Source organism: Candidatus Poribacteria bacterium (assembly GCA_028820845.1).
Taxonomy (GTDB): Bacteria; Poribacteria; WGA-4E; order WGA-4E; family WGA-3G; genus WGA-3G.
Map to the genome: position 1 here is coordinate 70,117 of JAPPII010000033.1, position 26,454 is coordinate 96,570.

Consider the following 26,454-nt stretch of genomic DNA (forward strand, 5'->3'; position numbering starts at 1 on the left):
TCTCATCTGTAATCGTAAAAAAACGCCAAAAATCAAGATTTTTCTACTAATCAATCGAAATTTGTTCAGCTGAATGAACAAATAGGACATCGTTGGCTGCCGCAAACGACTGTAAGGTCTCGGCGAATTTGTCAACCTCCAAATCTTGCTCCGATAAACCTACCATAACAAGGTCAGCCTGAGAAGATCTGCGATCCACTTCTGCTTCTAAAGCCGTTTTGCTGTCGTAGGAGACGGAGGTCACCCTTTGCCTTGAGATAGGCAGCCGTCCTTCCGCTATAAGCGTCGAGAGTCTGTCCGCCTCACGCTCAGCGTTCTTGGTTTCTGAGCAAACGAAGAGCCGGATGCTGGCGCGCTTCCACTCTGGATGCCCTACAATGATATACGCCAATAGCAGCATCAGTGGTGCATTTTTCAAGTCATCTTCTGTTACCCAGATATGAATGGAGGCGCGATACCCGAAGCGATACTCCGTCGAACGGAGGATAAGAATGTTGAACATTAAATCCGATGCGAGATGGGTGCCTTGTCTAACCTCATCGAGTTCATCAGGGTTTTCCTGTTGGAACTCAAGCAAGATACAATTGTTAGGCAAACCCGAAATACCAGGGGTCTGTAGTACCTGTGCGATCGCGAGCTGGAACGTCGGGCAAACGACCGCATCTACAAAAATGCCTGCGCTACTAACCTCTGTACGTTGGATTAACCGGTTGACGAGGCGGCGGGCTTCTTGTGCCCTTGAAGACGAGTAATCCGCATGGAGGAATTGAAGAAAGTGCCCAAACCCGTGTCTATGGCAAATCCAGCGGAGTAAATCGAAATGTCCAAGACGTCGGGCGCCGAATCGAGTCACAGCGACAATGGAAGGTCTCCATCCATCTTCAGATGTAATGACGCGGCTCTTCTGTAGTGTCGTTTGAATCCATCGAGTCAGTTGGAACATTGTCCCTTGAAAGATAGCTGTCAAATCCCGCTGACCTTGTCTGCTCCGTCGGAGCCCAAAGTAGGTTACGACCATAAGTCCAACCGAGATGAACGCGTAAAGCAGGCTTATTTGAACCATCATCAACCCGCACATCACTGCACCCAACAGCGACAGGTACCAACGGGAATGGAATGTGGGGCGGTAAGACGGATTTCCAGCGAAATACTCAAGGAAGGAAACCATACAGAGTGCACCGTACATGACCATAAAAAACATACTCAGAATCTGTGCAATAAAGTCCACGCCCCCTATGACGACGAATACCATCGCGATCGCCGCTGATACACAGGTCGCATACACGGGCTCCTGATTTTCACCGACACCTTTTTCCATTAGCCGGTTCAACTGCGGAATCGGGAGCACATTATCGCGTCCGAGTGCCTGAAGCGTTCTTGGAGCCACTAAGATGGATCCCAGCGCAGAAGAGAGGGCCGCCGCTGCTAATCCGATATAGATAGCAGGCCCCCACAGAGAAATCCGGGCCATTATAAACTGATCGGCGGCAAGTTCTTCAGGGGTGGCACTCTGACATAACTTGAAAGCCACAAGAACGTATACGATCATCCCTGTGAGGGTTGCACCAATCGATCCAAGTGGAATACTTCGCTGCGGATTTTTCAGGTCCCCAGAGAGCCCTAAGCCTGCAATCATACCTGTGAACGCTGGAAAACAGGTTGCAAAAACCGTACTGAAATTATCACCATTTTCGATGCTTGCCGTGATATTCAACCCCTCGGGTCGTATGGATTCAGGTCCCTGCCCTAAGAAAAAGGTAGCTATGGATGCCCCGAGGATCACGCTAACACCCCATAATACTGACATCCCCATATTTGCGCCTTTCGTCAGCATCAGTACGATCAGCAAGACGGTGCCAGGCACACTCACCCAACGGGCATCAAGTTGTATTTCATACCGACCGGATACCCATTCATAGACGGGGCCAAAAGCTTCAGCAAATGCCACCATGTAGAAAGCAACTGAGATGGCTTGGGAAAGATACAATGCAAGTCCGATTGCCCCGCCAATGCTTGTACCGAAGGAGCGGCTCACGATGTAATACGCCCCGCCGCCTGCGACACGGCGATTGGTCGCAATCTCGGATACTGCTAATACAGTTGGAATCGTTACGAGATGGCCCAGGAGCACAATCATAAGGGTTCCCCAAAGCCCGACGTTCGCCACAGCATAACCGAACCGCAAGAAAAGAATCGCCCCCAGTATTGTCGTAACTGAGGTGAGAAACACTGGGGCGGTCCCGAATCCGAGTCCTTGTTCGGATGTGGATTGCTGCTCTGGTTCTGAAATCATGTTCAACTTCTCTTTCATTTGACGAGGTTTCCTAACCTCGCCAGTGCTAATGTTCAATTAATTCTAAACTTTACTATAAATACTTAAACTTCATACAAGCTATGCGTCCTCAGTCGTTTCATCTTCGTCGGCAGAGCCATTCTTCTGTTCGGTCCTAAGGTTTTGTATACCTTCCTTAAGCGTCCCGACAGCCTGTTGGGTAAACTCTACCGTCTGATTTCTCGCATCAAGGGCGGTGCTCCAAATTTGCTCTCGAGTTTTCTCACCTGAAGTCGGGGCATAGAGAAGACCAATCACCGCACCAGCCATGAAGCCTGTGAAAAAGGCAAGTAGGGTTGGTAATCCGTTGTTCTGTTCGTTATTGCTCATTTTTTTTATTTTTTCCTTTTAAATTCGCGCGCCATAAACAGAATGCTTACTCTTTAACATACAAAAATTTGGGAAAAGAAACATACGGCGCGTATTACAACTTGTTAAGCAAAAACTGTGCCAATTGTCCCACCCCTTGATCTTTTATTAATCACTTTTCTATCTTACATAAGATAAAAGCCGGTAATAGTGAGACTTTATAACATTATATCGATGCTAAATTGAGTGAATTTCCTTTCCTGCTGGCCTGCGCAAAAACGAAAAAAATTTTGTGACAGATGCTAATTTTTTTTGTCTTGAAAAAAAATTGGTCTTGCCAAAGTCCAAGCATTTTAAAAATAAGTTGGGTTTCAGATTGGTATGTCAATCAACGCGGAGGGTAGGGCTATCTATTTTTCGGTTTGACGGATAAACCTTAACAAGCCCAAAGGTTTAGCTTTGGGTCCAACCCGCGTGTTTCGTGAGTTGGTATCAAAAAACATTTGCTTTTAAGTGTCTTTTGTGGTATAATTATACTATCATATTGGCAGACATTTCCAGCGTAACCGCTTGGTTACGTGTCTGCCTACCCACTGGAAAAGGGTTAAAAGTGTGATATGTGATACCCCATGATAAAGACACATAAAATAACCTTACGCCCAAATCGCGATCAAATTGCGTGGTTCTATCAACAGTGCGGTTATGCGAAGTTTGCCTATAATGCTGCCTTGTCTGATTTTAAAGTAGCACTTGCATCGGATACCTTTTTATCAAAAAATAGGCTTGCGAACCAATTTAATGAGAAAAAGAAAGCTATTCATTGGACACACGCACAAGATCAACGTGCTGCCAAATACGCAATTGATCATCTTGGCAAAGCGGTTGAGAACTGGTTAGCAAAACGTACGAAGTTTCCAAAGTTTAAAAAGCGCGGTTGTAAACATTCCTATCAAACAGACGAACAATCTGTTAAGTTTCTTGGCAAACGTATCAAGTTACCCAAAATCGGTTGGATACGCACTTTCCAAGAATTAAGGTTTGTTGGTAAAATCGTATCTGTTACCATCTCAAGGACTGCACACCGTTGGTTTGCGTCTGTATCCGTAGAAGTGGAGAACACCGAAGTCGTTGACATATCAACGCACCCCACAATCGGCATAGACGTAGGTATCCACACTTTAGCAACCCTTGATGATGGCACGAAATACGAGAACCCGAAACCCCTAAAACGCTATGAGCGAAAGTTAGCGCGTGAGCAACGCAAGTTAAGTCGTAAAAAGTTTCTCTCTCAAAACTGGTATAAGCAAAAGCACATTGTAGAACGCCTACATTACCGAATTGCTTGTATCCGACGCGACGCTCACCATAAGGCAACGACAGAGATCGTCTCAAAAGCAAGTCGTATCGGTATTGAGACGCTACAAGTTACCAACCTTCTCAACAACCGAAAACTTGCGAAGGCGTTATCAGACGCAGCGTTAGGTGGCTTTCTTGAGAAACTTAAGACCAAAGCGGAAACGCTTGGCATTCCGATTGTGCAGGCAGATAGGTTTTTCGCCAGTTCTAAAAACTGCAGTAACTGCGGACACAAGAAAATGGACTTAACACTTTCGGAGAGAACCTATCGTTGTAGCCACTGCGGAACGTCTATAGACCGAGATGTTAACGCAGCCATTAACTTAAAACAGGTCGCGGTGGGATACACCGAGACGTAAAACGCTTGTGGAGTCCGTGTAAGTCCTCTATTTGGAGGCTGTGGACGACGAAGCAAGAAGCACACGCCTTTAGGCGTTGTGAGTATCACGCTAACTATCTTTCTCAGCCAAGGCGCAATACTTATCCAAGGTAGGCACAGATATGTGGAGACGCTTGGCAATAGACTGTTTCGTAGAATGTGGAATTTCGGACTCATATCTCATCAAGGCAATATAAGCGGTTATCTCGGACATCGTTCCGTCTTGGACTAATTCCGAGAGTTTATCTCTGGCGTTTCCATCTATTGGGTGGGCGGATCCGTTGGGTTCTGCTAAATTCTCCATCTCAACGGCGGCTAAATCTCTGAGTGCCGCCGAACTTCTATGGAAGTTTTCATCTACTTCATTTAAATTTTCTACTGCCGTCTCAACAGTTTCTTTTTTTAACTCTTCATCATCTGTTAAGATAACCGCGGTTTCTATTACATTCCTAAGCTCGCGAGCATTACCGTACCAGTCAACAGTCTGGAGATAGTTCACCGTTTCTGGCGTTATACAGGTAATTGATTTGTTATATTGTTCGTTTAATTGAGACACAAAATTGAACGCCAGCGGCGCGATATCCGAACGACGATTGCGGAGCGGTGGAATTTGGATACGAAAGAGGTTCAAGCGATAGTAGAGATCTTCTCTAAATCTTTTTTCATTCACTGCAGTTTTAAGGTTAATGTTCGTCGCTGCTATCACACGGACATCCACTTTGATAACGTCCTCTCCACCAACCCGCGTGAATTCCTGCTTTTCCAGCACACGGAGAAGTTTCACTTGTGCTTCAAAAGGCATTTCACCCACCTCATCCAAAAACAATGTTCCCCCATCCGCCTGTTCAAAAACACCGCGATGCTCGTTTATCGCACTCGTAAAAGCGCCCTTTTCGTGTCCGAAGAGTTCGCTATCAATGAGTTCTGTAGGAATTGCACCACAGTTCACTATTTTAAAGGGGCGGTTTCTACGCCGGCTACTCTCATGAATCGCTTGTGCAACGATTTCTTTACCCACCCCGGTTTCACCTGTGATGAGGACAGTCGCTTTTGTAGGAGCAACGCGTTTAACATATCGGAAGACTGCTTGCATCTGAGCAGATTCGGAGATGATATTCCGAGCAACGTTGTGTGGCTGCGTTGCAGTTTTCTGATTCATTTTATCGTTACTTTCTTGATGCATAACGCTTCAATAAGCATTAAGGGTTGCAGAAATCACTTCTTTGATAGGATGGGAGGCGAAGTTACAAAGTTTCGCGATACGCTATGAGCGCCTGTGAAAAATTGCCTCTTTTACCTAAAAGGAGTGCCTTCTCAAGTTGGTGCTTCTTGTCTGGTGAGTTAACATCGCGTTTGGATTCCAGACGTTGAATCTCCTCATCTAAATCCGCATACATCTCACGCATTTTCAAACTTGGTTGCCCTTTTTCAATACAGGCTTGGAACATCTCTCGAAGCCATAATGTTGGCAAAAGGCTCCGGAGCGTGCCTGCATAAGGTTCACGATTCCCTTGGATAGCTGAGCAAAACTCCTGAAGTTGACCAGACGCTCCGTGTACATTCGCCGAGATCTCCTCATCCCCGCCACCTATCCTGAAAGTATTCTCACTTGAGAAACGCCTCCATGTCTGCAGATCGCTCCATATATAAGAGGCTTCTCCAGTAATCTCGATTTTGTGGTACGCATCATTTCCCCATTGGCGGTTGGAGGTTTGACAAAATGTACAAAGGGCCCCATGCGGGAATCTCACGGCGCAGGTCACATTGGGTGCCCCATTTCCCGCAGCCATTCCTATGATCTCCTCAGGTAGTATCTCATGTTCCGCAAAAAGCCGTCGGACAATCGCAAAGGCAATTTGGAAATGTGAGTCCCCAAATTTCAATAAGTCGTTTAGATACGGGACGCGTCCGGTACCCAGTAAAAATCGCATGTCTTGTATTTCGCCAAACGTTGGTTCACTGATTATACGTAAAATTTCCTGAACGCATCTGCCAAATATGAACCGCGTACCTGTCATAACGAGTCTCTTGTATTTTTCAGCTACCGCAGCAACACGGATACCGTCTTCCAAAGAATTCAGAGGGGATGGGGACAAGACATGGATACCCGCAGCAAGTGCTGATTCAATGAGTTGAAGGCGCGGCACCCTTGCTGTTTCCTCTGAGACGATGATCACACCGTCCAGTTTCGGAGCTGTGGTGTTAAACATCTCTTCAGGCGCCGTGAAGAAATCACATTCAAAAAATGACGCAAATGCCTCAACACGGGCACGGTTCTCAGGGGCAACACTGGAATCGGCAACGCAGCTCACACGCAATTGAATAGGGTATAAACCTTGAAAAATCCATGGTTGTATCTGTTCGCCAGAGTAAACAACACCAATTCTCATAGCCCGCCCCCGTAAGCGTAGTGTTCCGTCAGCTCCGCGACTTCTGCCAGATGTGCATTTGCTGCTGCTGTCTCTGTTTGAACCCAACGGTTGATGGCATCATTTATTTCACTGATCGTTGCCTGGTACAACAGTTCAATTTCCGATTCCGCCTTGGAGAGCCGATTCGCTATCTCCTGGATAGGTGTTTTTATAACAGCAAGACACCCCACCTGAAGTTCAAGCAAACCGCTAAGGCGCAAGGTAAGTGCCAGCATTCCCCACCATTTACAGTTTATTTTGTCAATTAACTGCATGCCGCCAATCACAGGACGCGAGAGTGGGTTGTTTGCTTCAGGGAGACACAGAACATCAAGCGTGACAGCTATCGTCAAGTTTTGAAGCCCTTCCCAACGTGCGTTCCCCTCCCAAACATCGGCTACAGAGAAATTATAAGTCTGTGTGATAGCCCGACAAAATACCTCATGTCTCACCAAACTCGCAGCACGCCTATCAACTAAGAGATCCAGGGCGATCGCATAAACGTTCTGTCCATACGGAACAGCGTCATTAATACGGGCAGTATTTATAACTGCCAAATTAGGACCCGACCTTGGATCCCGTAATTTAGCTGAATAAGTTGCTGAATCGTAGTATTTTAAAAATTCTTCTTTTGTAATGCTCACCACATCCCTTGAAAAAGATTTAGGGCACTGATAACACATCAGCAATGAAACGAGAAGGTTTCTTGACCCAAGAAGGTTGTATCCACTGCCCCCCGATAATATCCATTATACCACATTTTAGGCAAACAGACAACGCATAACCGCCTACCTCTATTCATCTTCTTGGGGATCAAAATGGACATCGAGTTGTGGGAATGCGATGGTAATGTCGTTTTCTTTAAATTTATGCCAGATTAAGAAATGGAGATCACTGGCAATATCGAAACGCTGAAAGGAATCTGGAATCCACGCCAACAACTCAAAATCTAAGGATGAATTTCCAAAAGCCGTAAAGCGAACGAAAGGAGGCGTAACGTTGCTCATGTTCGGAATAGATTCTTTGATCAAGCCGAGATGTTCATCTGCAGCATCGAGTAGTACTTTCTTGACAAGATCCACGTCTGAACTGTATGACACCCCTACCATAATCTTGAGCCGAAACAGATTGTTGGCATGTGTCAAGTTATGAACGGATTCTGTAATCAATTGAGAATTCGGGACAATAATCTCCTTTTCATCAAGTGAAATGATGACTGTTGATCGAAGGTTAATGCTACTCACTCTACCAAATACGTTAACGTCCATAATCTCCACGAGATCCCCGATTTTGATGGGACGTTCAAAAATTAAGATAAACCCGGAAATCAGGTTGGAGGCGATATTTTGTAAACCGAAACCGATACCGATACTCAATCCACCAAAAATCAACGCCAGACTCGTGAAACTCACACCAATCGCACTCAGACTGATGAGAATGCCCAGGATGATAAGTGTAAAGTGGAGGAACCGAAGCAAAATAAACTGCGTATGCTGCGCGATTTGGAAGGCGCGTAACACTTGCTCCCGCAGCACCCATTGGACGTACTTCGACAGAATGAACATCCCTAAGACAATCAGGAATGCATAGAAAAGACGCGCTAATGTTAAGTTGTTTTCACCTGTACCCTCTGTCTCGGATGGCTGAAATAGTTTGGTCAGCGGATAATGAAAAAATATATTAAGAATTTCCGGCTCAATTCCAGCCAACTGTAATCCCAAAATAGTGCCGGCAATCATAACAACGAGGAATAGGAACGCAAGTAATCTGCCCTCAAGATCCTCTGAGATATCCAGTCGAGAAAACAGACGACGGAACCATCTTCGTAAAAGTCCAGCAAGCACGAGCGAAACCCCCAAAGTAACCACCAGTAAGACAATCTGACCGACTTTTATCGGATCGTCCAGTGGGATTATAGGGATTTCAAGTAAATTTTCTAACCGTTGAATCCATTCATCCATCTTATACTATCCTGTCTGTCCCAGACGTTCATGAAGTTGTTGGGTATACAGATATTGTGGGGGCAGTGATGTTTCATCTTTCGGTTTTAATAGGGATTCGCGTTTCACATAAGCGAACTCAATTCCACCTTCATGCATAAATGCCTTGGATATCCGTTCCACGATTAATGTTGAAGTGCTTTGGCGTTTCACGGCGACGACGCGATACCTTAACTTGCCAACAACCCCAGACGGAATAAACTCGAACAACACATAAGGTGTTTCACCCGTCTCAGCAACTATGTCCGATATCACTTCCGCCGCCTGTTCAGACATAATTTTCTCGGCACGTGTGATATTCGACCGATATGTTAACCGAATGATAACCTCATCGAGGATGTATTTCTCATCTCGTGTATAGTTAATCACGTTCCACCTGAAAAGGTGTTGGTTCGGAATCAGGACACTCCTTCCAGACTTTTCTTCCCCACCAATCGTGCCGCCCACCTGCTCCATTTGCGTATACATGACCGAGATGTCCTCCACATCACCAATTATTCCGCCTAAGATAATTCGATCCCCGATGCGGTAAGGCTTCTTAAGGATAATCAATAACCATGCGGCTAAATTCGTAACCGGGTTTCGGATACCCCACCCCATTAGTGTAACGATGAAAGTTAGAGACAACCCGATCAATCCGAAGACATCCGAAAACAGAAAAACAATCACTCCGCCTATCGAAAACATAAACACATAACGCCAGATGAAAAAGAATCGATCAGCATTCTCAGGTTTATAGGCGCGGGCCTTCGTAAACTTCTGCAGCTGTGATGTCAATCGGAAGTAGACGATAATCGCACCGATAACCGCCAATCCCATCCAGACGATAGAAATATATTTGAAATTCAGAATTGCGTTCCAGACTTCCCAAGACATCATTGGACCTCACGAAGATTTTCCGGCAGTGCGGGTTGGTCTTTCCACGAATAGATAACTTCTGAATGTGCGTAGCAGAACTCAACATTCTTATTGTTTGAGAACCCATGGAAGATAATCTTGACAATATCACTCAGGCTTTTCGCTCGGTCTACCGGACGGGTTTTGTAGCGTAACCGCATCATTACACCTGCGTCAAACAATTCGGCACGGATAAAAGGTTCTTCTCCGGTCGCTTTGATAACATCGGCTGTAACCTCTTGTGCCGCGCGCACCAGAATCCGCTCTGCTTCCGCCCAATCTGATTTGAAGGTAATCCGTACAGGCACTTCGACCAAGATATACTCCTCTTCTAAGGTGTAGTTGGTGATCGTCTGTCCAAAGAGGATCGCATTCGGAATGAGGATACCGCGACCGGAACGCTCCTCGCTGGAGACTGTCCCACCGACTTGGTTCAAGATGACGTGCGTTAAGGTAATGTCCATAACATCACCTGTGATGCCAGCGATGATGACGCGATCCCCAATCTTAAAGGGTCGCTTGAGAATAAGCATCAACCATGCGGCAATCCCTGTAACGGGTGCCTGCAAAGACCAACCCAAGACCATTCCCAGAAATCCTGCCGAGATGCCGAGCGTTTTCAGAGAACCGCTGAGACTGATAATGCCAAAAATCGCAATAATAGCCGTCCAGATATAGCCCCAAACCGCCATGAAATTTTGCGCATTCGTCTCCACCTGGGCGTGTTGGTAGACGTATCTTTTGACAAAATATCCTGAGATTGCCTTTACAATGAGTAAAGTCACGATTGTGACAACGCTTAAAAGGATGCCTCTAAAGGGTGAGTTAATAATCGCGTTTATGAGGTTTTCCAAACCTGCTATGAATTCTAAAAGCATTTTATTTTCCTTTGCTGGTAATTATCTTAGAAACCAAGGTTTCCTACTTCCTATATTACCTATAGTTTGACCCCTATGGTCTCAAGGTGTTGTTTGACCGCTATAACGTGACCCGCAAAATCGTCAGATACTTATAGTGCCACTTTTCTGTCAGCGGTTCACTGTTGTACGTTGCGGAACCGCTCAGACGCAAACCTAACCGATTGGTGAGACTAAACGTAATGGCAGGTTCTGCTGAGAACTTATAGTTTTTAAACCCGACTTCTGGTGTAAACTTCAACACGGTGTTAAGTTTCCGCCAGCCAACCGATGAAAATGCCAACCATCGGAACGTTGTCGGATCGAATTTCTTTAGGACCAAGTCTTGGTGCGGCTGAATATTCTCAAGGAAAACGCCGATACCGCCAGATATGCGAAGCGTCCCTTTTTCGTAAATCGCCGGACGGACATAAGTGCCGATTTGTGAAGTCAAGGCACTGCCTTTGGTAATGTTCCGTTCTAAATCCGTAAATCCCTCAATCCCAAATGTCCCGATGCGAAAGCCGCCTTGTGTGCGTGCCTTGAAGATTTCAGAAAGGACTTCACCTTCACCGGATGCCCGCGATCCAAAGACCCCTGCCCAACCATTAAGCCTTGGAAGCGGCACGACAGCGGTTAAACTGAGTGTCTGGGAAGCTCCGTCACCATTCACACCGAGGTCTACGGTTTTCGCATCTTGTGGGAGATCCGCAAACTGGCTATACGCCGGCATTGCATACAGAATCGAAAGAAGCCCTATAACTACGAAGGTACCCAATTTATTGATTCGGGTGCGTTCGGAATGCAGTGCCAATATCTCTGTCAGGCTTTCCATTTTTCTCCTTTATCTTCTACGGTTATAGAGAATTGTTAGAAGCCATGCGCCTATCGGCAGCCCGACAAGACATCCGCCCAATGCCCAATTGTATTGCAACTTTTTTGTTTTGATTTTATACGCGTCATAGTAGAAACCTATATATTCGGGGGGTTTACCGAGGATCCGCGCGGTGGGCATAAAAGGTTGATACCACTGCGAAACAAGGGGACCCGCCAACGGGAAGAAACATCCAGCAGTGAACCACAAAGTCTTATTCAGATGCGCCGCTGCGTCTTTTTCCGCATCGTGAATGGCTTGTGCTTCAATAGACATGGGAGCATCTGCAAGATGCGTTGGGTCTTGAACCTCAATAATCTTATACTGTTTTGTTTCTATCACATCGTACTGCTTCGGAACACCATTGACCTCTACCGTACGGCGTTCAGTACCGACGCTAAAACTTTGGGCAGGCGGACCGAAGATTAGTGCGGCTATCAACAGTATGCCCGGATGATAACGAAATTTTATGTTCACGCATCGCTCCTTTTTGGATGTATATTTGGCATAAATTTTGCCAATATTTAGACGTTCGTAAGAAACCGTTTGGCGTTAATTCCATTTCTGGTAGACATGACCTGTAGCGGTCCCTGCACTGAAAATGACTAACAGTTCGCCATCCCATGTATAGGTCGTTACGGTAGGTTCAGAACTCTCATCAGAAAACCAGTAGATCGTCCCCTTTTTTCCGTCAAACGGTTCAATCAACTTATACGAACCGAAGAGAAAATCGCCGCTATTCTGGAATTCTCTGGTAAATGTTGTTGTTGTCAGTCGCATTAATCCCGTTTCTACCACGGTTTCGCCAGCAACTTGTGTGCGGACGAGTTCGTATGTTCCGCTGAACGCGTTTGCAACTCTGTAGGATTTTGAAAAGATAACGATAGATGCCGATTCGGTCGCGGCTTCCTCGCCATCCCCCCGGACCGATAGATACACAGTAACCGTTCGGTCCGGCGCAAGCTCCGAATTGGAGAGTTTGGGGGCTGTCCATTGGATTTCCGGACCCATCTCTCCCGTTAAAGTTCCGTCTGACACATTCCATAAGTAGGTGAGCGGATCGTCCTCGGGATCGGAAACCCCGACTCTAAATGTGGTCGTCTCACCGTAGTTGACTTCTTTGGGAACGCTGAATGTGTTGATTTCTGGCGGTCCGTTCCGCCATCTCTCATATTCTGCGCAACCCGTGAAGATCACCAACTGACCGATTGCGAAAAGAAGTATGGCAACCGGTCGTAGATTTAAAATTTTCATAAGATATCTCCTATCTACGAGTTAATACTAAACTTCGTAAAAGCATTTTACTGGATGTCCAGAAGACTCAAAGCCATTTTTTGAATTTAAAATAGATAAACATGATGAGACCAATACCCGCCATGACTAACAAAACGGCAGGATACCCCCATGGTGCTTCAAGTTCCGGCATAAACTTGAAATTCATGCCATAGATACCGGCGATGAAAGTCAGCGGAATAAAGAATGTAGCGACAATCGTCAGGACCTTCATAACTTCGTTCATCCGATGGCTAACTGCCGAAGTATAGGTATCAAACAGTCCTGAGACTGTGCTACGAAACGTCTCTAATGTTTGGATGACCTGAATTAAGTGATCGTAAACGTCGCGAAAGTACGGATGCGTCTCTTTCCCAAGCAGCGAAATCTCACCCTCTAAGACCTCGTCAATGACATCGCGGAACGGGAGCAGCGGTCTGCGCAAAAGGAGGCACTCCTTTCTCAAGATATTGATTTTTCCCAAGACTTCGGATGTAGGGTCCGCGATAGATTCTTCCTCCACGGCTTGGATTGCGTCGCTGAGTTCTTCTAACGCTATGAAATAATGATCAACGATAACATCTATGAGGGCATGCGCCAAGTAGTCAGCGCGCATCTGCCGAATTCTGCCTTGTGCGTTTCGGATCCTGTTTTGAACGGGTGTGAAGAGTTCTCCAGAATTTTCTTGGAGAGAAACGACAAAATCCGCCCCGATAATCAGCCCAATTTGCTCTCTGTAAACGCTTAACGTTTCCGCATCATAATTGAGATGCTTGAGAATAATAAAGACATAATCTTCGTACACCTCTATTTTAGGGAGTTGGGTGGGACTCATCAGGTCTTCAAGGACGAGGGGGTTAACACCAAAGTGCTCCCCAATCTCTTCGATAATTTCTGTTTCGTGAATTCCCGCAATGTGAATCCATGTGACGGTCTCCGGGGACCGAAAGTGTAAGCACTCTTGGATCGTTTGGACCTCTACTTCGCGGAAGTGTGTTTCATTGTAATCCGTAACGGTAATTTGAACAGGTTCTGTGCGTTCTTCGCCAATATAAACAAGGGTCCCTGGCGGCAATCCGACCTTTTGGGAGTAGCTTTTGAACAGTCTTGTTTTAAGTAATTTCGCCCCGGGAATTCTCAAGACATCACCTTTCTAATAGACCTGAGTAACGAAACAGGAATCGCCGTCAGGTTCCCTCTTTGAATCGATATCCAACCCCGTGCACCGTCTCGATATGTTCTCCAAACGCACCGAGCTTGCGGCGAAGTCGACTGACATGTGTATCTACAGTCCTATCTATACCGTAATACTCCTCACCCCATATCACATCCATCAGAATGTCTCGGGTAAAGACACGCCCAGGTGAACGTGCGAATAGTGTGATGAGTTTAAATTCGGTAGCAGTGAGGTCGATTGGACCGCTTTCGGTGAGGACTTGATGTTTATCAAGGTCAATTGTTAACCCGTGCCTTTGGATCTGCTGTGTATCCTCTGCCTGTTGGTTTCCGACTTGGATGCGGCGCAACACGGCTGAAACCCGTAAAACTACCTCTTTTGGACTAAACGGTTTGGTGATGTAATCATCTACACCCAGTTCTAATCCCGCGATACGGTCTCGCGCTTCAGTTTTGGCGGTTACCATAACAATCGGGATATTTTTCGTCCTCGGATCGTTTTTCAATAGACGACAGACAATAAGTCCATCGACTTCTGGAAGCATTAAATCTAATAAGATAAGATCCGGAGATTTTTCAACGGCACGGTGCAGCGCATCGGCACCGTTCCGGACGTAATCCGTCTCAAAGCCCGCTTCCTGTAGGTTATACTGCAGCAAATCTACAATATCACGTTCATCTTCAACAATTAAAATTTTGGCGTTCATTTAAGAAATTTCCTTATTATGTCATTTTTAGTACCGCTTCTATTTTAGCAGATACTACGATACAATGTCAATTTTGCAATTAACTCTTTACGAAAATTCAATTATTTTTTTCCAAAAATTTTGCTTTTGCATAGGATTGGCGGGTGGCGAACAGCCAACAGTCAATAGCGAACACGAACTGCTAACAGCCAGCCACGAAAAAATATGATGAACGCATCGACAAAATATGTTATGATGAAGAAAAAACCGGTGGAGGTAACAACCAATTACAATGCTAATAGATATTTTTCGTTTTCAAGGACAGACGGGGAGACTAATTTTGGGTTTCGCCTGTTGCCTTGTTGCATTTACGCTTTCTTCCTATGACGTTTTCGGTATGCGCGGCTTCACAACCGAAAACGCCATTATCCAAGAACAATATGAAGCCGCCTTCCAAGAGCAGATCTCAGCAGAAAGGGCGCGGTATAAGTTACGACATCTCAGTGAAGAGCCACACCTCGCAGGTACCGAGAATAGCCGAAAGGTCGCAGAATATCTTCACGATGCCTTTGAGGGCTACGGCTTGAAGGTTCAGATGTATGAATATAAAGTCTACCTTCCGTATCCACTTGAGGTACGTGTTGAGCTCATCTCGCCTACCGAATACGTTATCTTTGGCAAAGAGGCGAGTTGGGAATGGGACAAAGACTCTTACGAAACCGAGATTGTAGCGGGCTATAACGCCTACTCACCCGATGGCGACGTAACCGCGGAGCTCGTCTATGTCAACAAGGGATTGCCCGAAGATTACCAAATTCTCAGCGATCAAGGCATCTCAGTGAGTGGTAAGATATGTATTGCCCGATACGGCGGTAGCTACCGCGGTGTGAAAGCCAAAGTCGCTGGTGATAACGGCGCAGTTGGGTTGATTCTTTACTCTGATCCTGCCGATGATGGCTACATGCGTGGGGATGTCTATCCTCGAGGGCCATGGCGTTCTGCCGATGCGATCCAACGCGGAACGGTGAAGTACATTTTCCAGCACGCCAGTGACCCGCTCACACCCGGGTGGGCAGCGACCGCAGATGCCGAAAGAATCTCGATCGCAGAAGCCACGGATCTTCCTGAGATTCCTGTTGTTCCACTCGCTTATAGGGACGCTGAACCCCTTCTGAAAGCACTCGCGGGTCCCAACGTGCCAGCGGATTGGCAAGGCGGTTTACCCTTCGCGTATCATATCGGACCCGGACCAGCGAAAGTACGGGTCAAAGTTCGTTGCGACCACAGCACTCGTCCAATCTATAACGTTATCGCTACTCTGGAAGGCACGGAGTATCCAGACCAGTGGGTCATATTAGGCAACCATCACGATGCTTGGGTTTATGGTGCTGCAGATCCCGGAAGCGGTACAGCTGCACTATTAGAAGTCGCAGAGTCCTTGGGAGAACTCGCTAAAACGGGGATGCGTCCGAAGCGAACGATCGTTTTTGCCGCATGGGATGCTGAAGAATTCGGCATCTTGGGTTCAACCGAATGGGTTGAGGAGTTGAAAACGACACTCCAGGAGAAAGCCATCGCGTATTTGAATGTGGACATTGCGGCAACAGGTAGACGATTCTACGTCAGTGCAATTCCGTCACTGCGAGGGCTAATTCGCGAGGTAACGCAGAAAGTCGTTGACCCGTGGACGCTGAAGCCGGTTTATGAAAGTTGGAAAATGAGACAGGGGAAAGAGATCCCACAGGTCGGAAACCTCGGCAGCGGTTCGGATCATTCACCGTTTATTGGGCATGCCGGTATCCCTGCAGTCAGCATGGGGTTCGGTGGACCTTACGGTGTCTACCACGCTATGCAGGACAACTTTTATTGGATGGAGCACTTTGGAGATCCGACGTTTCAGTATCAGGCAGCGATGGCAAAAATCTGGGGAACACTGGCACTGCAACTTGCTAACGCCGATATTTTACCCTTGGACTATGAGACCTATGCAACGGACCTAATGACACCTTTGAAACTGTTGCAGAACTCCGGTTCAAAAAACAAAATATCCAAAGATATTGGAGCGTTAGACAGATTACTGACCGAATGGCAGCAAGCAGCCGGTTCGTTAAACCAAGAACTCTCCAGTTACATCGCTTCAGGCGATCTATCCAACATCACGGAGATAAACCAGCGATTGTATCAGTTGGAACGGAACTTGACGACTGAGGCGGGATTGCCGTTACGTCCGTGGTTTAAACATCTCATCTACGCGCCGGGACTCAATACAGGTTATGCTGCAGTCGTTTTTCCGGGTGTCTTGGATGCCTTTGAAAATGGGGATGACGCAGCGGTACATGCGGAACTCGATAAATTGGTTACGGCATTAACACAGATGATTCGAGGGATTAACGAAATCCGGAGCCTATTATAACTGTTGACTGCTGATAACTATTCCGCAACTGCTACCGCCGAGGCTGCTGTCAACCGGACGGTATCGCTGATTTGAAACCGACAACGGGAATCTGTCTGAACGAAGTAGAATTTTCCTTCCACTTCAACCCTGTACGTGAAATAGTGTCCTTTAAACGCTTGTCCAACAATGCGTCCGTCTTTTAATTCACTGTTTCCTGAATTAGGTGCTGCCATTGTTAAGCATTCAGGACGGATGGATAGGAGCATCTCCCCCGTAGCAGCGCCGTCCACTTCTACACGTCCAAATGGGGTTTCAGCGATTCCGTCTTTCACGTAAGCCTTGATGAAATTCGTCTGTCCAAGGAAGTCGGCGACGTAAGCGGTTTCTGGGTGCTGGTATACTGCTTCAGGTGTGCCGATTTGTTCAACAGTGCCGGCACTCATCACCGCCAATCGTTCAGCGAAACTTAATGCCTCCTCCTGATCGTGTGTAACCAGTACCGCGCTAATACCCTCACCTTTCAGGAGGGCACGCACTTCATCTCTCGTTGTTTGGCGTAACCCGGGATCGAGGCTCGAAAAGGGCTCATCTAAAAGCAGGAGCTGCGGACGTGCGATGATGGAGCGCGCCAACGCAACTCGCTGCTGCTCGCCGCCGGAGAGGTGATGTGGTAAACGCTCGTGAAAACCCTTCATGCCAACCATATCTAACACTTCAAACGCCCGCTCACGCCTTGTTTTTTTTTCTGCTTTTCGGAGTCCAAAGGCGACGTTATCGAGAACATTCTTATGCGGGAAAAGGGCATAGTCTTGAAATACTAAACCGATACCTCTCGACTCAGGTGAAACGTGAACGTCATCGTTTGCGAGCAGACGCTCTGCCATAGAGATTGTGCCAGTGTCTGCCCTTTCAAAGCCTGCTATGATGCGTAACGTCGTCGTTTTGCCACAACCGCTGGGCCCTAACAGCGCGAAGATTTCCCCCAGATAAACCGTAAAACTAACATCCTTCACAACGGCGGTATCAGCAAAGTGCTTTGTAATGGATTCAACCTTAAGCAGTGGGGTCATCCTCTAATCTCCTAATCGCGAACCGCTAATCGCTATTTGCGAACCGCGAACCGCTAAAGTGTATGCCCAGCACCCGATGAGGGCATCCACAGATTCAGCGCAAAGCTAATCAGGCTCAAAATGCTCCGCGGAACATAGTCCCCTAAAACCAATCCGAGGAAAAACGGGATCGCTTTCCGATACATCTGCCATCCCCAGAAGCGGAGAATCAGGAACTTAAGAAGCCAACTCACCATCACCGGAAACCAGAAATAGATGAGGCCACCCCACGATGCTCCTGAAAGCACGTAGCCTGATGGGTGGAGCGTCCACCACAGCAGACGTGTCCTTAGGAACTGGAGGAGGAATACGAATGCAAATCCACCGAACATAAACGTAACCGCACTAATGTCCGGTTCTTTTGGATGCTGTAGCCAACTCTGAAGCGGATTGAAACTCTCCCATCCAAAGCGACCTACAACTCCTTGGCATCGGGCAAGCACACCATAGTGATACGCCACTTGTAGATATGTCCAAAATGTCGCTAATGCCCCGACCCCAATAGCGAGTGCCATCCCCAGAATTAAAGTTTTTCCCGGCATGCCTGCGCGATCACCAATACGGAGCGATTCAATCTGATTCGGCATCGGATGCGAACGGTTGCACCGATTGAAGGCATAGAGGAACGTCATTATCGTCAGGTTCGCAGCACCCAATTGCCGTGTCCCAAACATACTAACCATCATTTGCCGCGGATTAATACCGATAACTTCGTGATAAGGGGGACCCAGTTCGGCACGGACACGACCTATTGCTACAGCAAATGCGACAAATAGCGCGTAAAACACACCAATTACCCATAACGACATACCCGCGAGATAGCAAAACGCAAAGACAGCACCGACACTCAGCACTGTTAGGATTACCACTGTTCGATAAGAGAACGGTTCAGTGCTATCGTCACCGCGTTCGCGTCCGAGAACGTGTCGGAAGAAACTGGCAAAGTGCCGACGGCTCATCCAGAGCGTCAATACCGCAATACCTACCCAAGCCCCTGAAGCCCGATCATTGAGATGCAGGACGCTGATGTTTGTGACCCCGACCATACTCGCAATCACGCGCTCTGCTCGCGTAAGCCAAAAGAAAAACCACGTCGAAAACGCCAAGTCTAAAGGCATGAAGTAGGTTAATCCGACGATAGCAAGGTTAAACGACATGGAGGCATAGCCGATCGCGCTCCAAGGACGTTCCGTGAAATGCTGATCGAGTCGATAGTTCGGTGGCAGTGCTGGGATTACAGGAAAAATATCGTGCAGTCCTGCCATCACACGGAGCAGCGCAGCGATACCGAAGCCGAACCAGAGCGCGCGCGACCGAAAGAAACCACGGTTCGTCGTCATTTGCAATGGCAACTGTGTTAGCGGGAAACTCAATTTTTCGCGTTCCATCCACTGTTTACGGAGTAGCAATCCTAAACAGAGGAGTGAACCGTAGAGTAGAAAAATAAAGCCTGACCATAAGAGTGCTGGGCGCACCCAGATGCGGAGGTGTTCTGCCCAATAGATACTCGATTCACCTTCGTAATACCCCGCTAACCACTGAAAGTCGTGTACAGTCAGCCATGATGGAATGTGGTGTAGGAAAAGCTGTGACCATTCGTTTTCAGGTGTTGCGAACCAGAATGGATGTGCAAGCGTCCCCATTAGAATCGCCATCATCGCATGACCAGAGATGGTGGACACCATCGTCACCATAATATAGATGAGTAGCAATTCTGCGGTAGTAAAGGCGATGCGGGGTGAGAACTTGCGCAGTAAGACGTTAAGCCCAAGGAGTACGACTAACGTGAAGACGGCGTTGGAGAACGGTGAAACGAGCGTATAAACCGCGTACCACAGTTCGCTGGCTATGCCTACCCAATAGGCGTTAACAACAACTAAAATGAGTCCGACGATGAGTGCTTTTGGGGTGATAACATCGGGTCGGTTCGCGGATCTGGCGTTCATTTTTTGCTATTCGCGGTTCGCGGTTCGCGGTTTCGCTATTCGCTACCTGCTGTCGGTTCGTGTTCTACTGGCATCTCAGCTTGTGTTGTTGAGGGGAGTTCTGTCTCTTCGGGTATGGGATTGAGATATTTTTCGACCTCATCGGCTTCGATGATCCGAATTGCCTCTTGCAGCTGCCGGTCATAAGTTAAATTAACGATCTGTTCAATGCCAACGTGAAGGTTGAAAAGCTGCTCGGCGCGTTGTTTCAACCACTTTAGGCTGACCAAAATCCGCTCTTCTTCAAGCTGTTGTTGCAACTTCGGAAGTTCGGCTTCAAGGGGCGAGAAATCCTTGGGCATTTCCCCCGGACTTTTGTACTGATCATCAATCCATTTGGCAATAAAATTGCTGAGGGTGTCGTTTGCATCCACTTTTCTCAGCATTAACTGTTCTATCTCATCAGGTTCCTCAAGTTCAATAGCGACTTGTGGACTAATGCCGACTTCGTTAATTTTTGTGCCGTTTGGTGTATAATAGGTTGAGATCGTGAGAGAGAGTGAGCCACCATCCGGTAAGGGATAACGTTTTTGAACGACGCCTTTGCCGTATGTTTTCTGTCCAACGAGGATGCCGCGGCGTGTATCCTTAATCGCACCCGCCACAATTTCAGAAGCACTTGCACTGTATTCGTTGACAAGCACAATGAGCGGAATATCTGGTGAACACAAGCGTTCAGATGTTGCGGGGTATTCCTCGTTAAACTCGCTTCTTCTTCCTTTTGTTGAAACGATAAGTCCTTCATCAATAAAAGCATCAGCGATGTGGTATGCAGCGTTTAGCAACCCACCTTGATTGTCGCGTAAATCCAGAATAAGGGCTTTCATACCCGCGGCTTTATGCGCTTCAAGTGCTTCATTAAATTCGCCTTCGGTACCGTCTTCGCGCCTGCTTCCGATAAACCCAGTAATCCGAATGTAGCCGATGTCGTTCTCCAGCATTGTTGACTTGACGCTCCTGACGGGAATTTTGCCACGCGTCAGTGTCACATCAAAAGGATCAAGGAACTTGCGTTGCACCGTAATGGTCACATCCGTTCCACGTTCACCTCTCAGTAAATCAAGGACATCGTCGATGCGCATGCCCGTTTTTTCACTTAGATGGATGCGCTTGCCGTTGACTTTGGTAATGTAATCTCCTGCTTGGAGGTTCGCAAGCGCAGCAGGGGTGTTTGGGATCGGCTTAGAAATCTTGATAAATCCCCGATGGTCCTCGTAGATATGAATACCGAGTCCTCCAAATTCTGCGTTATATAAATTTTCGACAGCCCGCTGATGTTCACGTCGCGACACATAATACGTGTAGGGGTCATTCAGGGATGCGAGTGCCCCTTTGATTGAACCACGGAACATCTCATTGCTATCCTCGATCGGTTTATAATAGTTTCTTTCGGTAATGCGGATAGCATCTATGAGTGCCTCGTTTAGCATCTGTCGGGTAACACGGCCATCTCCGCTCATCGCACTTTTTTCTCTCGGATTAATGAGCAGGAACGGAACACCGATGGCGATGACTAAAACAATGAAGGACAAGGTGTATCTTTTCATGAGAATTTTCCCCTGAGATTTAAAGGCGCGTAGTTATTGAGATTTTCTAACTTTACTCTATTTTAACACGGATTCAACATCAATGCAATACATTTTTTCTCGCGATTAGCGGTTCGCAGTTCGCGGTTCGCTATCTGCTGGTTGTGTTTTCCATCGATTGTGTAGCCATAACCACTGCTCTGGGTATTTATGGATGTATGTTTCCAGCTGTTTCAGCATTTGGCTCGTGTACACTTCAATGTCCTGTTCAAAATCATCAGTAGGTTTGACGTGAATAGGTGTAGAAATATAAACGGAATGTTGATCGTCAGGTTGACGGATGCTTAATGAAAAGAGAAGGGGGGCTCCGGTCTTACGTGCCAATACAACCGGGGCGCGGGCCGCTGAGGCGGGTTTTCCCAAGAAATCGACGAATACACCTTCTGGACCAGCGTTCTGGTCAGCGAAGAACCCAACGGCTTCGTTATTTCTCAAGGCGCGGAGTGTTTCTCGAATCGCTTGGTTCCGAGGGATCAGCTTTAAGCTCATCAGTTCGCGGTGCCCCCAAATATAGGCGTTGAGCAGCGCGTTTTTCAACGGAAAAGCAATGGCTTTTGCACGATCAGGGATTAATGCACCGTATACCAGTGAAAGGAGTTCCCAATTCCCAAAATGCGGTAGGAACACGATTGCCCCTTTCCCTTTCGCCAGCGCAGTGTGGAGGTTTGCTGCACCTTCCACAGTAACCTCTTGCCAGATGTTTTCGGTGTTGAGTTTGGGAAACCGGAGGAACTCGATACAGGTTTTTCCGACATTGATAAAACTTGCCTTGCAAATTTCTATGCATTCTGATGTTGTGAAGCGTTCCCTGAACGCTGTCTGTAGGTTGCTCAATGCAATCTCTCGCCGTTTTTTGACGAAATGATAGTATAGCATCCCAATGCCCCATCCAAGTAGCATTGCCCATCTCTTCGGAATGCGGCGACACCACCACCCGAAGGTAGATACTATCCAATATACCCATCTATCTCGCCATGTACTGTGCGCGTCCTGCATCCTTAGCTCCATTGGCTAAATCTTGTATAGATAGAGTATACCACACCCGTCTCTACAACGCAATGCCTTCGGATATTCATCGGAGTGTGATGGTTTTGGTATAGATATTGTCTCTTTTTAGGACATTGACACGAAACTTACCTCTGTTGTATAATAGCTTCAATGATTTTCAATATTTTGGGTCGAACGGACGTATATGTTACCACCAACTGAAACATCAAAATCCGAAAATAGCGAAATACAAACGCTTCAGCCGATAAGATTCACAGACATTCTCGACGGGATGTTTAGCCTCTATCGGAGACATTTCCGACTCTTTGCACAGATTGCTGCTATTGCTATCTTTGCTGACCTTATTGGACATGTATTCTTAGATTTTATTTCAGAAAATTTTCTTTCCTTCGCAACCATCATTATTATTACTTTCCCTCTTTCCATAGTAAGTATAGGCGGAGTAGTCGTCGCGACTGCTGCATGCTACTCAGAAGAACCGATTACAGCACGAGCTGCTTTACAGCAAGTCGGGCAACGGTTTTTCCCGCTACTTGTGTCTGCTGTGCTGTGGTGCCTCGTAGTTGTTGTTTTAGGTATTACAGTTATCGGTATCCCGTTTGCAATCTATTTTGCGGTGCGTTGGGGTTTCTTTGTTGAGACCCTGCTGCTTGAGGGAATCTCGGTGCGCAATGCCTTGAAGCGGAGCAGTGAACTCGTTAGCGGCGTATGGTGGCGAGTATGTGGGATGTTGCTTGCTGTTATTTTAATTAGTGTTGCGATCCATGCTGTCTTTGAAATTTCTTTTGGCGTTATTCTCATTTTAAGTGGAGCCGCTGATGGAGTAGACTTGATGGACATCATTGAATGGGGAACAATCGGTTCTTCTGTGTTCGGGCCAGATAATTTAATGCTATATCTGCTTACGACGGGTGTCCACCTGGCAATTTCTGTTATTACCTTTCCCATTTGGGTTATTGGTGTCACGCTCTTATACTTCAACCAGCGTATTCAGAAAGAGGGATTTGATATTCAGATGAGAGCAAACGTCTTACGGAACCTTTATACCAAAGGTGAGGTATGATAAAATAAGCATGTACAAACAAATATTCCAAAGGTGGGGTAGCCATGCAAGAACAGAATGAATTAACACAGCCAAATAGCAATGTGCCTGATACTATGTCTCTGAGACCGATGGATTTCACGGATATTCTTGACGGAATATTCAGTCTCTATCGAAATCACCTCCGACTGTTTTTAGCGATTGTAGCCGTTTATGTCATCTTGCAATTTGGGATAGAGCAAATTTCTGTGTCCCTTGCTCAGAGCGGTTCCGTATTAGGTATAAACACAATAATATTGATATTCACGAGTCTTGGCACTTCGGTGCTGTCTATTTTGGTTGTTGCCGGATTGGTTTACGCCAGTGCACAGGTCTATTTGGGTAGAGAGATTACCGCGAAAACGGCCTGGCAACAAGCATGGCGACGTTTTTGGCCCTACCTCTGGGGTGGTATCCTCTGGGCATTAGCTGGCGGTTGTTTGATGGTTACGATTATCGGTATCCCATTCGCAATCTATTTTTGGATTCGATGGAGTCTCTACGGTCTCCCTGTGATGTTTGAAGAGACCACGGGCAGGAACGCATTGCGCCGCAGTACCGAATTGGTGAAGGGAAGTTGGTGGCGAGTCTTTGGAATTATGCTGGCGATTTCTCTGATTGCTGGCATGATAGGGTTCATACTTCAAGCCTCTTCTGAATTTATCCTCTCTTTGATAGGGCTTGCTGCACCTGAGGAGCCTGCGAATCTGTTAGAATGGCTCCAACGTCTATATATACCGGTTCCCAGCGAGATGGGTTGGTTTTCTTATTCGGTGCGACGTTTGGTTACCCTAAGCATTGCTTTTATCACGATGCCAATCGGTCCTATCGGTTCTACGCTCCTCTATTTTGATCTACGCATTCGCAAAGAGGCGTATGACATTGAAATGCAAGTAACCGACTAAGAACGCCCTACCAGGTTTTTCAAGCGTAATATCAAGGAAATCAGAATGCCCGATAGTCAACACCCTCTTCTTTTGCGAACAATAGTCGAGTTGTATCGCACCCATTGGCGATTGTTCTGGTGTATCATGCTACCGGTTGCGGTTGTCGCAATCTCATTGAATATTGCACCATTTTTCTTTGTCACGCAAGTTGTAGAGTCGTGGTCTCGGAGTCATATTGGATCGAGCCAACCTGCTACCGCGATTAGCAGTAATATCGACGCGGTTATAACGCCAAGTGCAGGGCATGAAAACACGTCGTCGCGTGTGGACTGGGTGCTCTTGCCTGTCCCGTATTTCAGAGCGACTGACGATGAAGGAGTTACGTGGGAATGGGAAATCAGGTTCCAATTCTTTGTTTTCACCTCATTGTTCCTTTTAATACTTACATACTGCCCACTTTCTCTTGCCATTGCCCGCATATCACGCGACTTACAGGATTCTGATATTGTCGGGGATGCAGTACCGCTAACTGCTCGTGAAATGTGGCTGCAAACTGGACGCAAAGCACTGACGGTTTTCAATGCTACGCTGCTTTTCCTTCTGATTGTAGATGTTGGTAGTTATTTTTTTCTCTTAATTGAGTGGTTGATCCCTTCGATTTCTTGGCGTTTTGATTTTGCATTTGAATTGCGATATATCCTGAGTGTTGTTCCCTATATCTATTTTATGGTGACGTTAAGTCTCTATAACCCGTGTCTCATTCTTGAGGACAACTCCTTCATCGGCATTTTTCGTCGAAGCCACGCGCTCGTTAGCCGAGCAAGGTTCCGCTTCCTTGGCATCTATCTGCTGACGGGTTGGATAGTCGCAGTTATTACCTCTGTCCTACTCGGTATTGCGTTGTTGGTACTTTCTATGTTTATCCCAGAGCTTGCCCCAGTTCGTGAGGCACTCGCTTCTCTAAAATTCTTGACACTCTTCATCGGTGCTGATGTTGAGGTTGTGTTGCCGCAAGTCCTGAGTACCTCTGCTACGGTTGCGATTCTTATTGTTAAAGGTCTAATTGCTACCTTTTTAGTGCCGATATGGGCGATTTTAACCACACGACTTTACTTGGAACGGGTAAATGTGAAACCGAATGCTGTAAAAGAGGCGATATGACTGTAAAAAGAAAAGTTTGCCTTGGTATTGTTGTCTGTTTTGTTCTGTTTTCTCAGCTTTTGGCAATCGCCGTAGAAGAACAAGCCTTCCGCGAAGAATTAGAGACACAAGGCACAGAGATGGAGGCCTCTTACGAAAAATACCGAGAGATTTTGCTAAAACGCCTGGAACCGAGACGGACATGGGATGCCGATCTCAGGTATGTATTGTTTCCGCTTGCAGCGATCGCACTCGGGGTTGCTATCGCCTTTTTTGTGCGTCAATCCGGGTGAATTTGATTGCCGAAACGTCCGACGATGTATCAGACACTGCATTGGAACGTGTAGAGACAGAGAAAGCAGCGATTGCCCGTGCCGAAGTCGCCGAAGCAGCGAGTGACTTTCGCAATGCCCTTCGTTTTCTCTATCTTTCCGCAATTTTGCACCTCCAAGAGCGCGGTAGGCTTCCCTATGATAAGAGTCTGACGAATCGGGAGTATCTACGTCAAGCACAAGAGGATACCAACTTGCAAGCGACACTTGAACCCGCAATCGCTGTTTTTGATGCAGTATGGTACGGACACAAACCCTGTGATGCAGAGACTGTCGCCAGTTACCGCGAATTATTACAAAAAATCTATACGATGACCTAAACAAGAAATGCGAACTTTCCGAA

24 protein-coding genes are annotated in these 26,454 nt (G+C 46.8%); 7 read left to right on the plus strand and 17 right to left on the minus strand.

Annotated elements, in window-relative coordinates; translation table 11 throughout:
* Window positions 1-46: 46 nt before the first annotated feature.
* Together OXN25_08315 and OXN25_08320 are read right to left on the minus strand one after the other, a co-directional pair.
* Window positions 47-2,311, minus strand: coding sequence for a hypothetical protein (locus OXN25_08315; GenBank protein ID MDE0424855.1), 2,265 nt, complete (start codon window positions 2,309-2,311; stop codon window positions 47-49).
* A gap of 81 nt (window positions 2,312-2,392) precedes the next feature.
* Window positions 2,393-2,662: a YtxH domain-containing protein gene (locus OXN25_08320; protein ID MDE0424856.1), complete on the minus strand. Its 270-nt coding sequence runs from the start codon at window positions 2,660-2,662 to the stop codon at window positions 2,393-2,395.
* 608 nt (window positions 2,663-3,270) lie between these two features.
* On the opposite strand from OXN25_08320, the gene OXN25_08325 reads away from it, so the two are divergent.
* Complete coding sequence (locus OXN25_08325) at window positions 3,271-4,356, plus strand: transposase (GenBank protein MDE0424857.1); 1,086 nt, start codon at window positions 3,271-3,273, stop codon at window positions 4,354-4,356.
* Between the two features lie 90 nt (window positions 4,357-4,446).
* Here the strand turns inward: OXN25_08325 and OXN25_08330 are convergent, their stop codons facing one another.
* The 11 genes from OXN25_08330 to OXN25_08380 form a co-directional block, all read right to left on the minus strand.
* Window positions 4,447-5,535 (minus strand): sigma-54 dependent transcriptional regulator, encoded by a 1,089-nt coding sequence (locus OXN25_08330; protein MDE0424858.1) that lies wholly within the window; start codon window positions 5,533-5,535, stop codon window positions 4,447-4,449.
* Window positions 5,536-5,620: 85 nt separating this feature from the next.
* Window positions 5,621-6,766 (minus strand): Gfo/Idh/MocA family oxidoreductase, encoded by a 1,146-nt coding sequence (locus OXN25_08335; protein ID MDE0424859.1) that lies wholly within the window; start codon window positions 6,764-6,766, stop codon window positions 5,621-5,623.
* Complete coding sequence (locus OXN25_08340; GenBank protein MDE0424860.1) at window positions 6,763-7,344, minus strand: hypothetical protein; 582 nt, start codon at window positions 7,342-7,344, stop codon at window positions 6,763-6,765. The genes OXN25_08335 and OXN25_08340 overlap by 4 nt, the downstream gene beginning before the upstream one ends.
* 237 nt (window positions 7,345-7,581) lie before the next feature.
* On the minus strand, window positions 7,582-8,748 hold the full coding sequence (locus tag OXN25_08345) for a mechanosensitive ion channel (GenBank protein ID MDE0424861.1): 1,167 nt from the start codon (window positions 8,746-8,748) through the stop codon (window positions 7,582-7,584).
* Between the two features lie 6 nt (window positions 8,749-8,754).
* Entirely contained in the window at window positions 8,755-9,666 is a 912-nt protein-coding gene (locus OXN25_08350) for a mechanosensitive ion channel family protein (GenBank protein MDE0424862.1), read from the minus strand.
* Complete coding sequence (locus OXN25_08355) at window positions 9,663-10,562, minus strand: mechanosensitive ion channel family protein (protein ID MDE0424863.1); 900 nt, start codon at window positions 10,560-10,562, stop codon at window positions 9,663-9,665. Before OXN25_08355 ends, OXN25_08350 begins: the two co-directional genes overlap by 4 nt.
* 100 nt (window positions 10,563-10,662) lie before the next feature.
* Window positions 10,663-11,415, minus strand: coding sequence for a hypothetical protein (locus tag OXN25_08360; protein MDE0424864.1), 753 nt, complete (start codon window positions 11,413-11,415; stop codon window positions 10,663-10,665).
* Between the two features lie 9 nt (window positions 11,416-11,424).
* Entirely contained in the window at window positions 11,425-11,931 is a 507-nt protein-coding gene (locus tag OXN25_08365) for a hypothetical protein (protein ID MDE0424865.1), read from the minus strand.
* 75 nt (window positions 11,932-12,006) lie between these two features.
* Window positions 12,007-12,708, minus strand: coding sequence for a PKD domain-containing protein (locus OXN25_08370; protein ID MDE0424866.1), 702 nt, complete (start codon window positions 12,706-12,708; stop codon window positions 12,007-12,009).
* 67 nt (window positions 12,709-12,775) lie between these two features.
* Entirely contained in the window at window positions 12,776-13,867 is a 1,092-nt protein-coding gene (gene corA / locus OXN25_08375; GenBank protein MDE0424867.1) for a magnesium/cobalt transporter CorA, read from the minus strand.
* Between the two features lie 46 nt (window positions 13,868-13,913).
* On the minus strand, window positions 13,914-14,609 hold the full coding sequence (locus OXN25_08380) for a response regulator (protein MDE0424868.1): 696 nt from the start codon (window positions 14,607-14,609) through the stop codon (window positions 13,914-13,916).
* A gap of 271 nt (window positions 14,610-14,880) precedes the next feature.
* Here OXN25_08380 and OXN25_08385 point away from each other — a divergent pair, with 271 nt between their 5' ends.
* Window positions 14,881-17,001, plus strand: a complete 2,121-nt coding sequence (locus OXN25_08385; GenBank protein MDE0424869.1) for a M28 family metallopeptidase — start codon at window positions 14,881-14,883, stop codon at window positions 16,999-17,001.
* A gap of 17 nt (window positions 17,002-17,018) precedes the next feature.
* On the opposite strand, the gene OXN25_08390 is transcribed toward OXN25_08385, so the two are convergent.
* The 4 genes from OXN25_08390 to OXN25_08405 form a co-directional block, all read right to left on the minus strand.
* Window positions 17,019-18,053, minus strand: coding sequence for an ABC transporter ATP-binding protein (locus OXN25_08390; protein ID MDE0424870.1), 1,035 nt, complete (start codon window positions 18,051-18,053; stop codon window positions 17,019-17,021).
* Window positions 18,054-18,106: 53 nt separating this feature from the next.
* Window positions 18,107-20,038, minus strand: a complete 1,932-nt coding sequence (locus OXN25_08395; GenBank protein ID MDE0424871.1) for a hypothetical protein — start codon at window positions 20,036-20,038, stop codon at window positions 18,107-18,109.
* Between the two features lie 35 nt (window positions 20,039-20,073).
* Window positions 20,074-21,624 (minus strand): S41 family peptidase, encoded by a 1,551-nt coding sequence (locus OXN25_08400; GenBank protein ID MDE0424872.1) that lies wholly within the window; start codon window positions 21,622-21,624, stop codon window positions 20,074-20,076.
* A gap of 105 nt (window positions 21,625-21,729) precedes the next feature.
* Window positions 21,730-22,659, minus strand: coding sequence for a lysophospholipid acyltransferase family protein (locus OXN25_08405; GenBank protein MDE0424873.1), 930 nt, complete (start codon window positions 22,657-22,659; stop codon window positions 21,730-21,732).
* 196 nt (window positions 22,660-22,855) lie between these two features.
* Between OXN25_08405 and OXN25_08410 the strand changes: the two genes are divergently transcribed.
* The 5 genes from OXN25_08410 to OXN25_08430 are packed head-to-tail and all read left to right on the plus strand — an operon-like array spanning window position 22,856 to window position 26,431.
* Complete coding sequence (locus OXN25_08410; protein MDE0424874.1) at window positions 22,856-23,734, plus strand: hypothetical protein; 879 nt, start codon at window positions 22,856-22,858, stop codon at window positions 23,732-23,734.
* A 44-nt stretch (window positions 23,735-23,778) separates the two neighbouring features.
* On the plus strand, window positions 23,779-24,657 hold the full coding sequence (locus OXN25_08415) for a hypothetical protein (protein MDE0424875.1): 879 nt from the start codon (window positions 23,779-23,781) through the stop codon (window positions 24,655-24,657).
* A gap of 45 nt (window positions 24,658-24,702) precedes the next feature.
* Window positions 24,703-25,800, plus strand: coding sequence for a hypothetical protein (locus OXN25_08420; protein ID MDE0424876.1), 1,098 nt, complete (start codon window positions 24,703-24,705; stop codon window positions 25,798-25,800).
* Window positions 25,797-26,072: a hypothetical protein gene (locus tag OXN25_08425; GenBank protein MDE0424877.1), complete on the plus strand. Its 276-nt coding sequence runs from the start codon at window positions 25,797-25,799 to the stop codon at window positions 26,070-26,072. The genes OXN25_08420 and OXN25_08425 overlap by 4 nt, the downstream gene beginning before the upstream one ends.
* A gap of 2 nt (window positions 26,073-26,074) precedes the next feature.
* The gene (locus OXN25_08430) at window positions 26,075-26,431 is read left to right on the plus strand and encodes a DUF4129 domain-containing protein (protein ID MDE0424878.1); all 357 of its coding nucleotides are present in this window, start codon (window positions 26,075-26,077) and stop codon (window positions 26,429-26,431) included.
* Window positions 26,432-26,454: the final 23 nt, after the last annotated feature.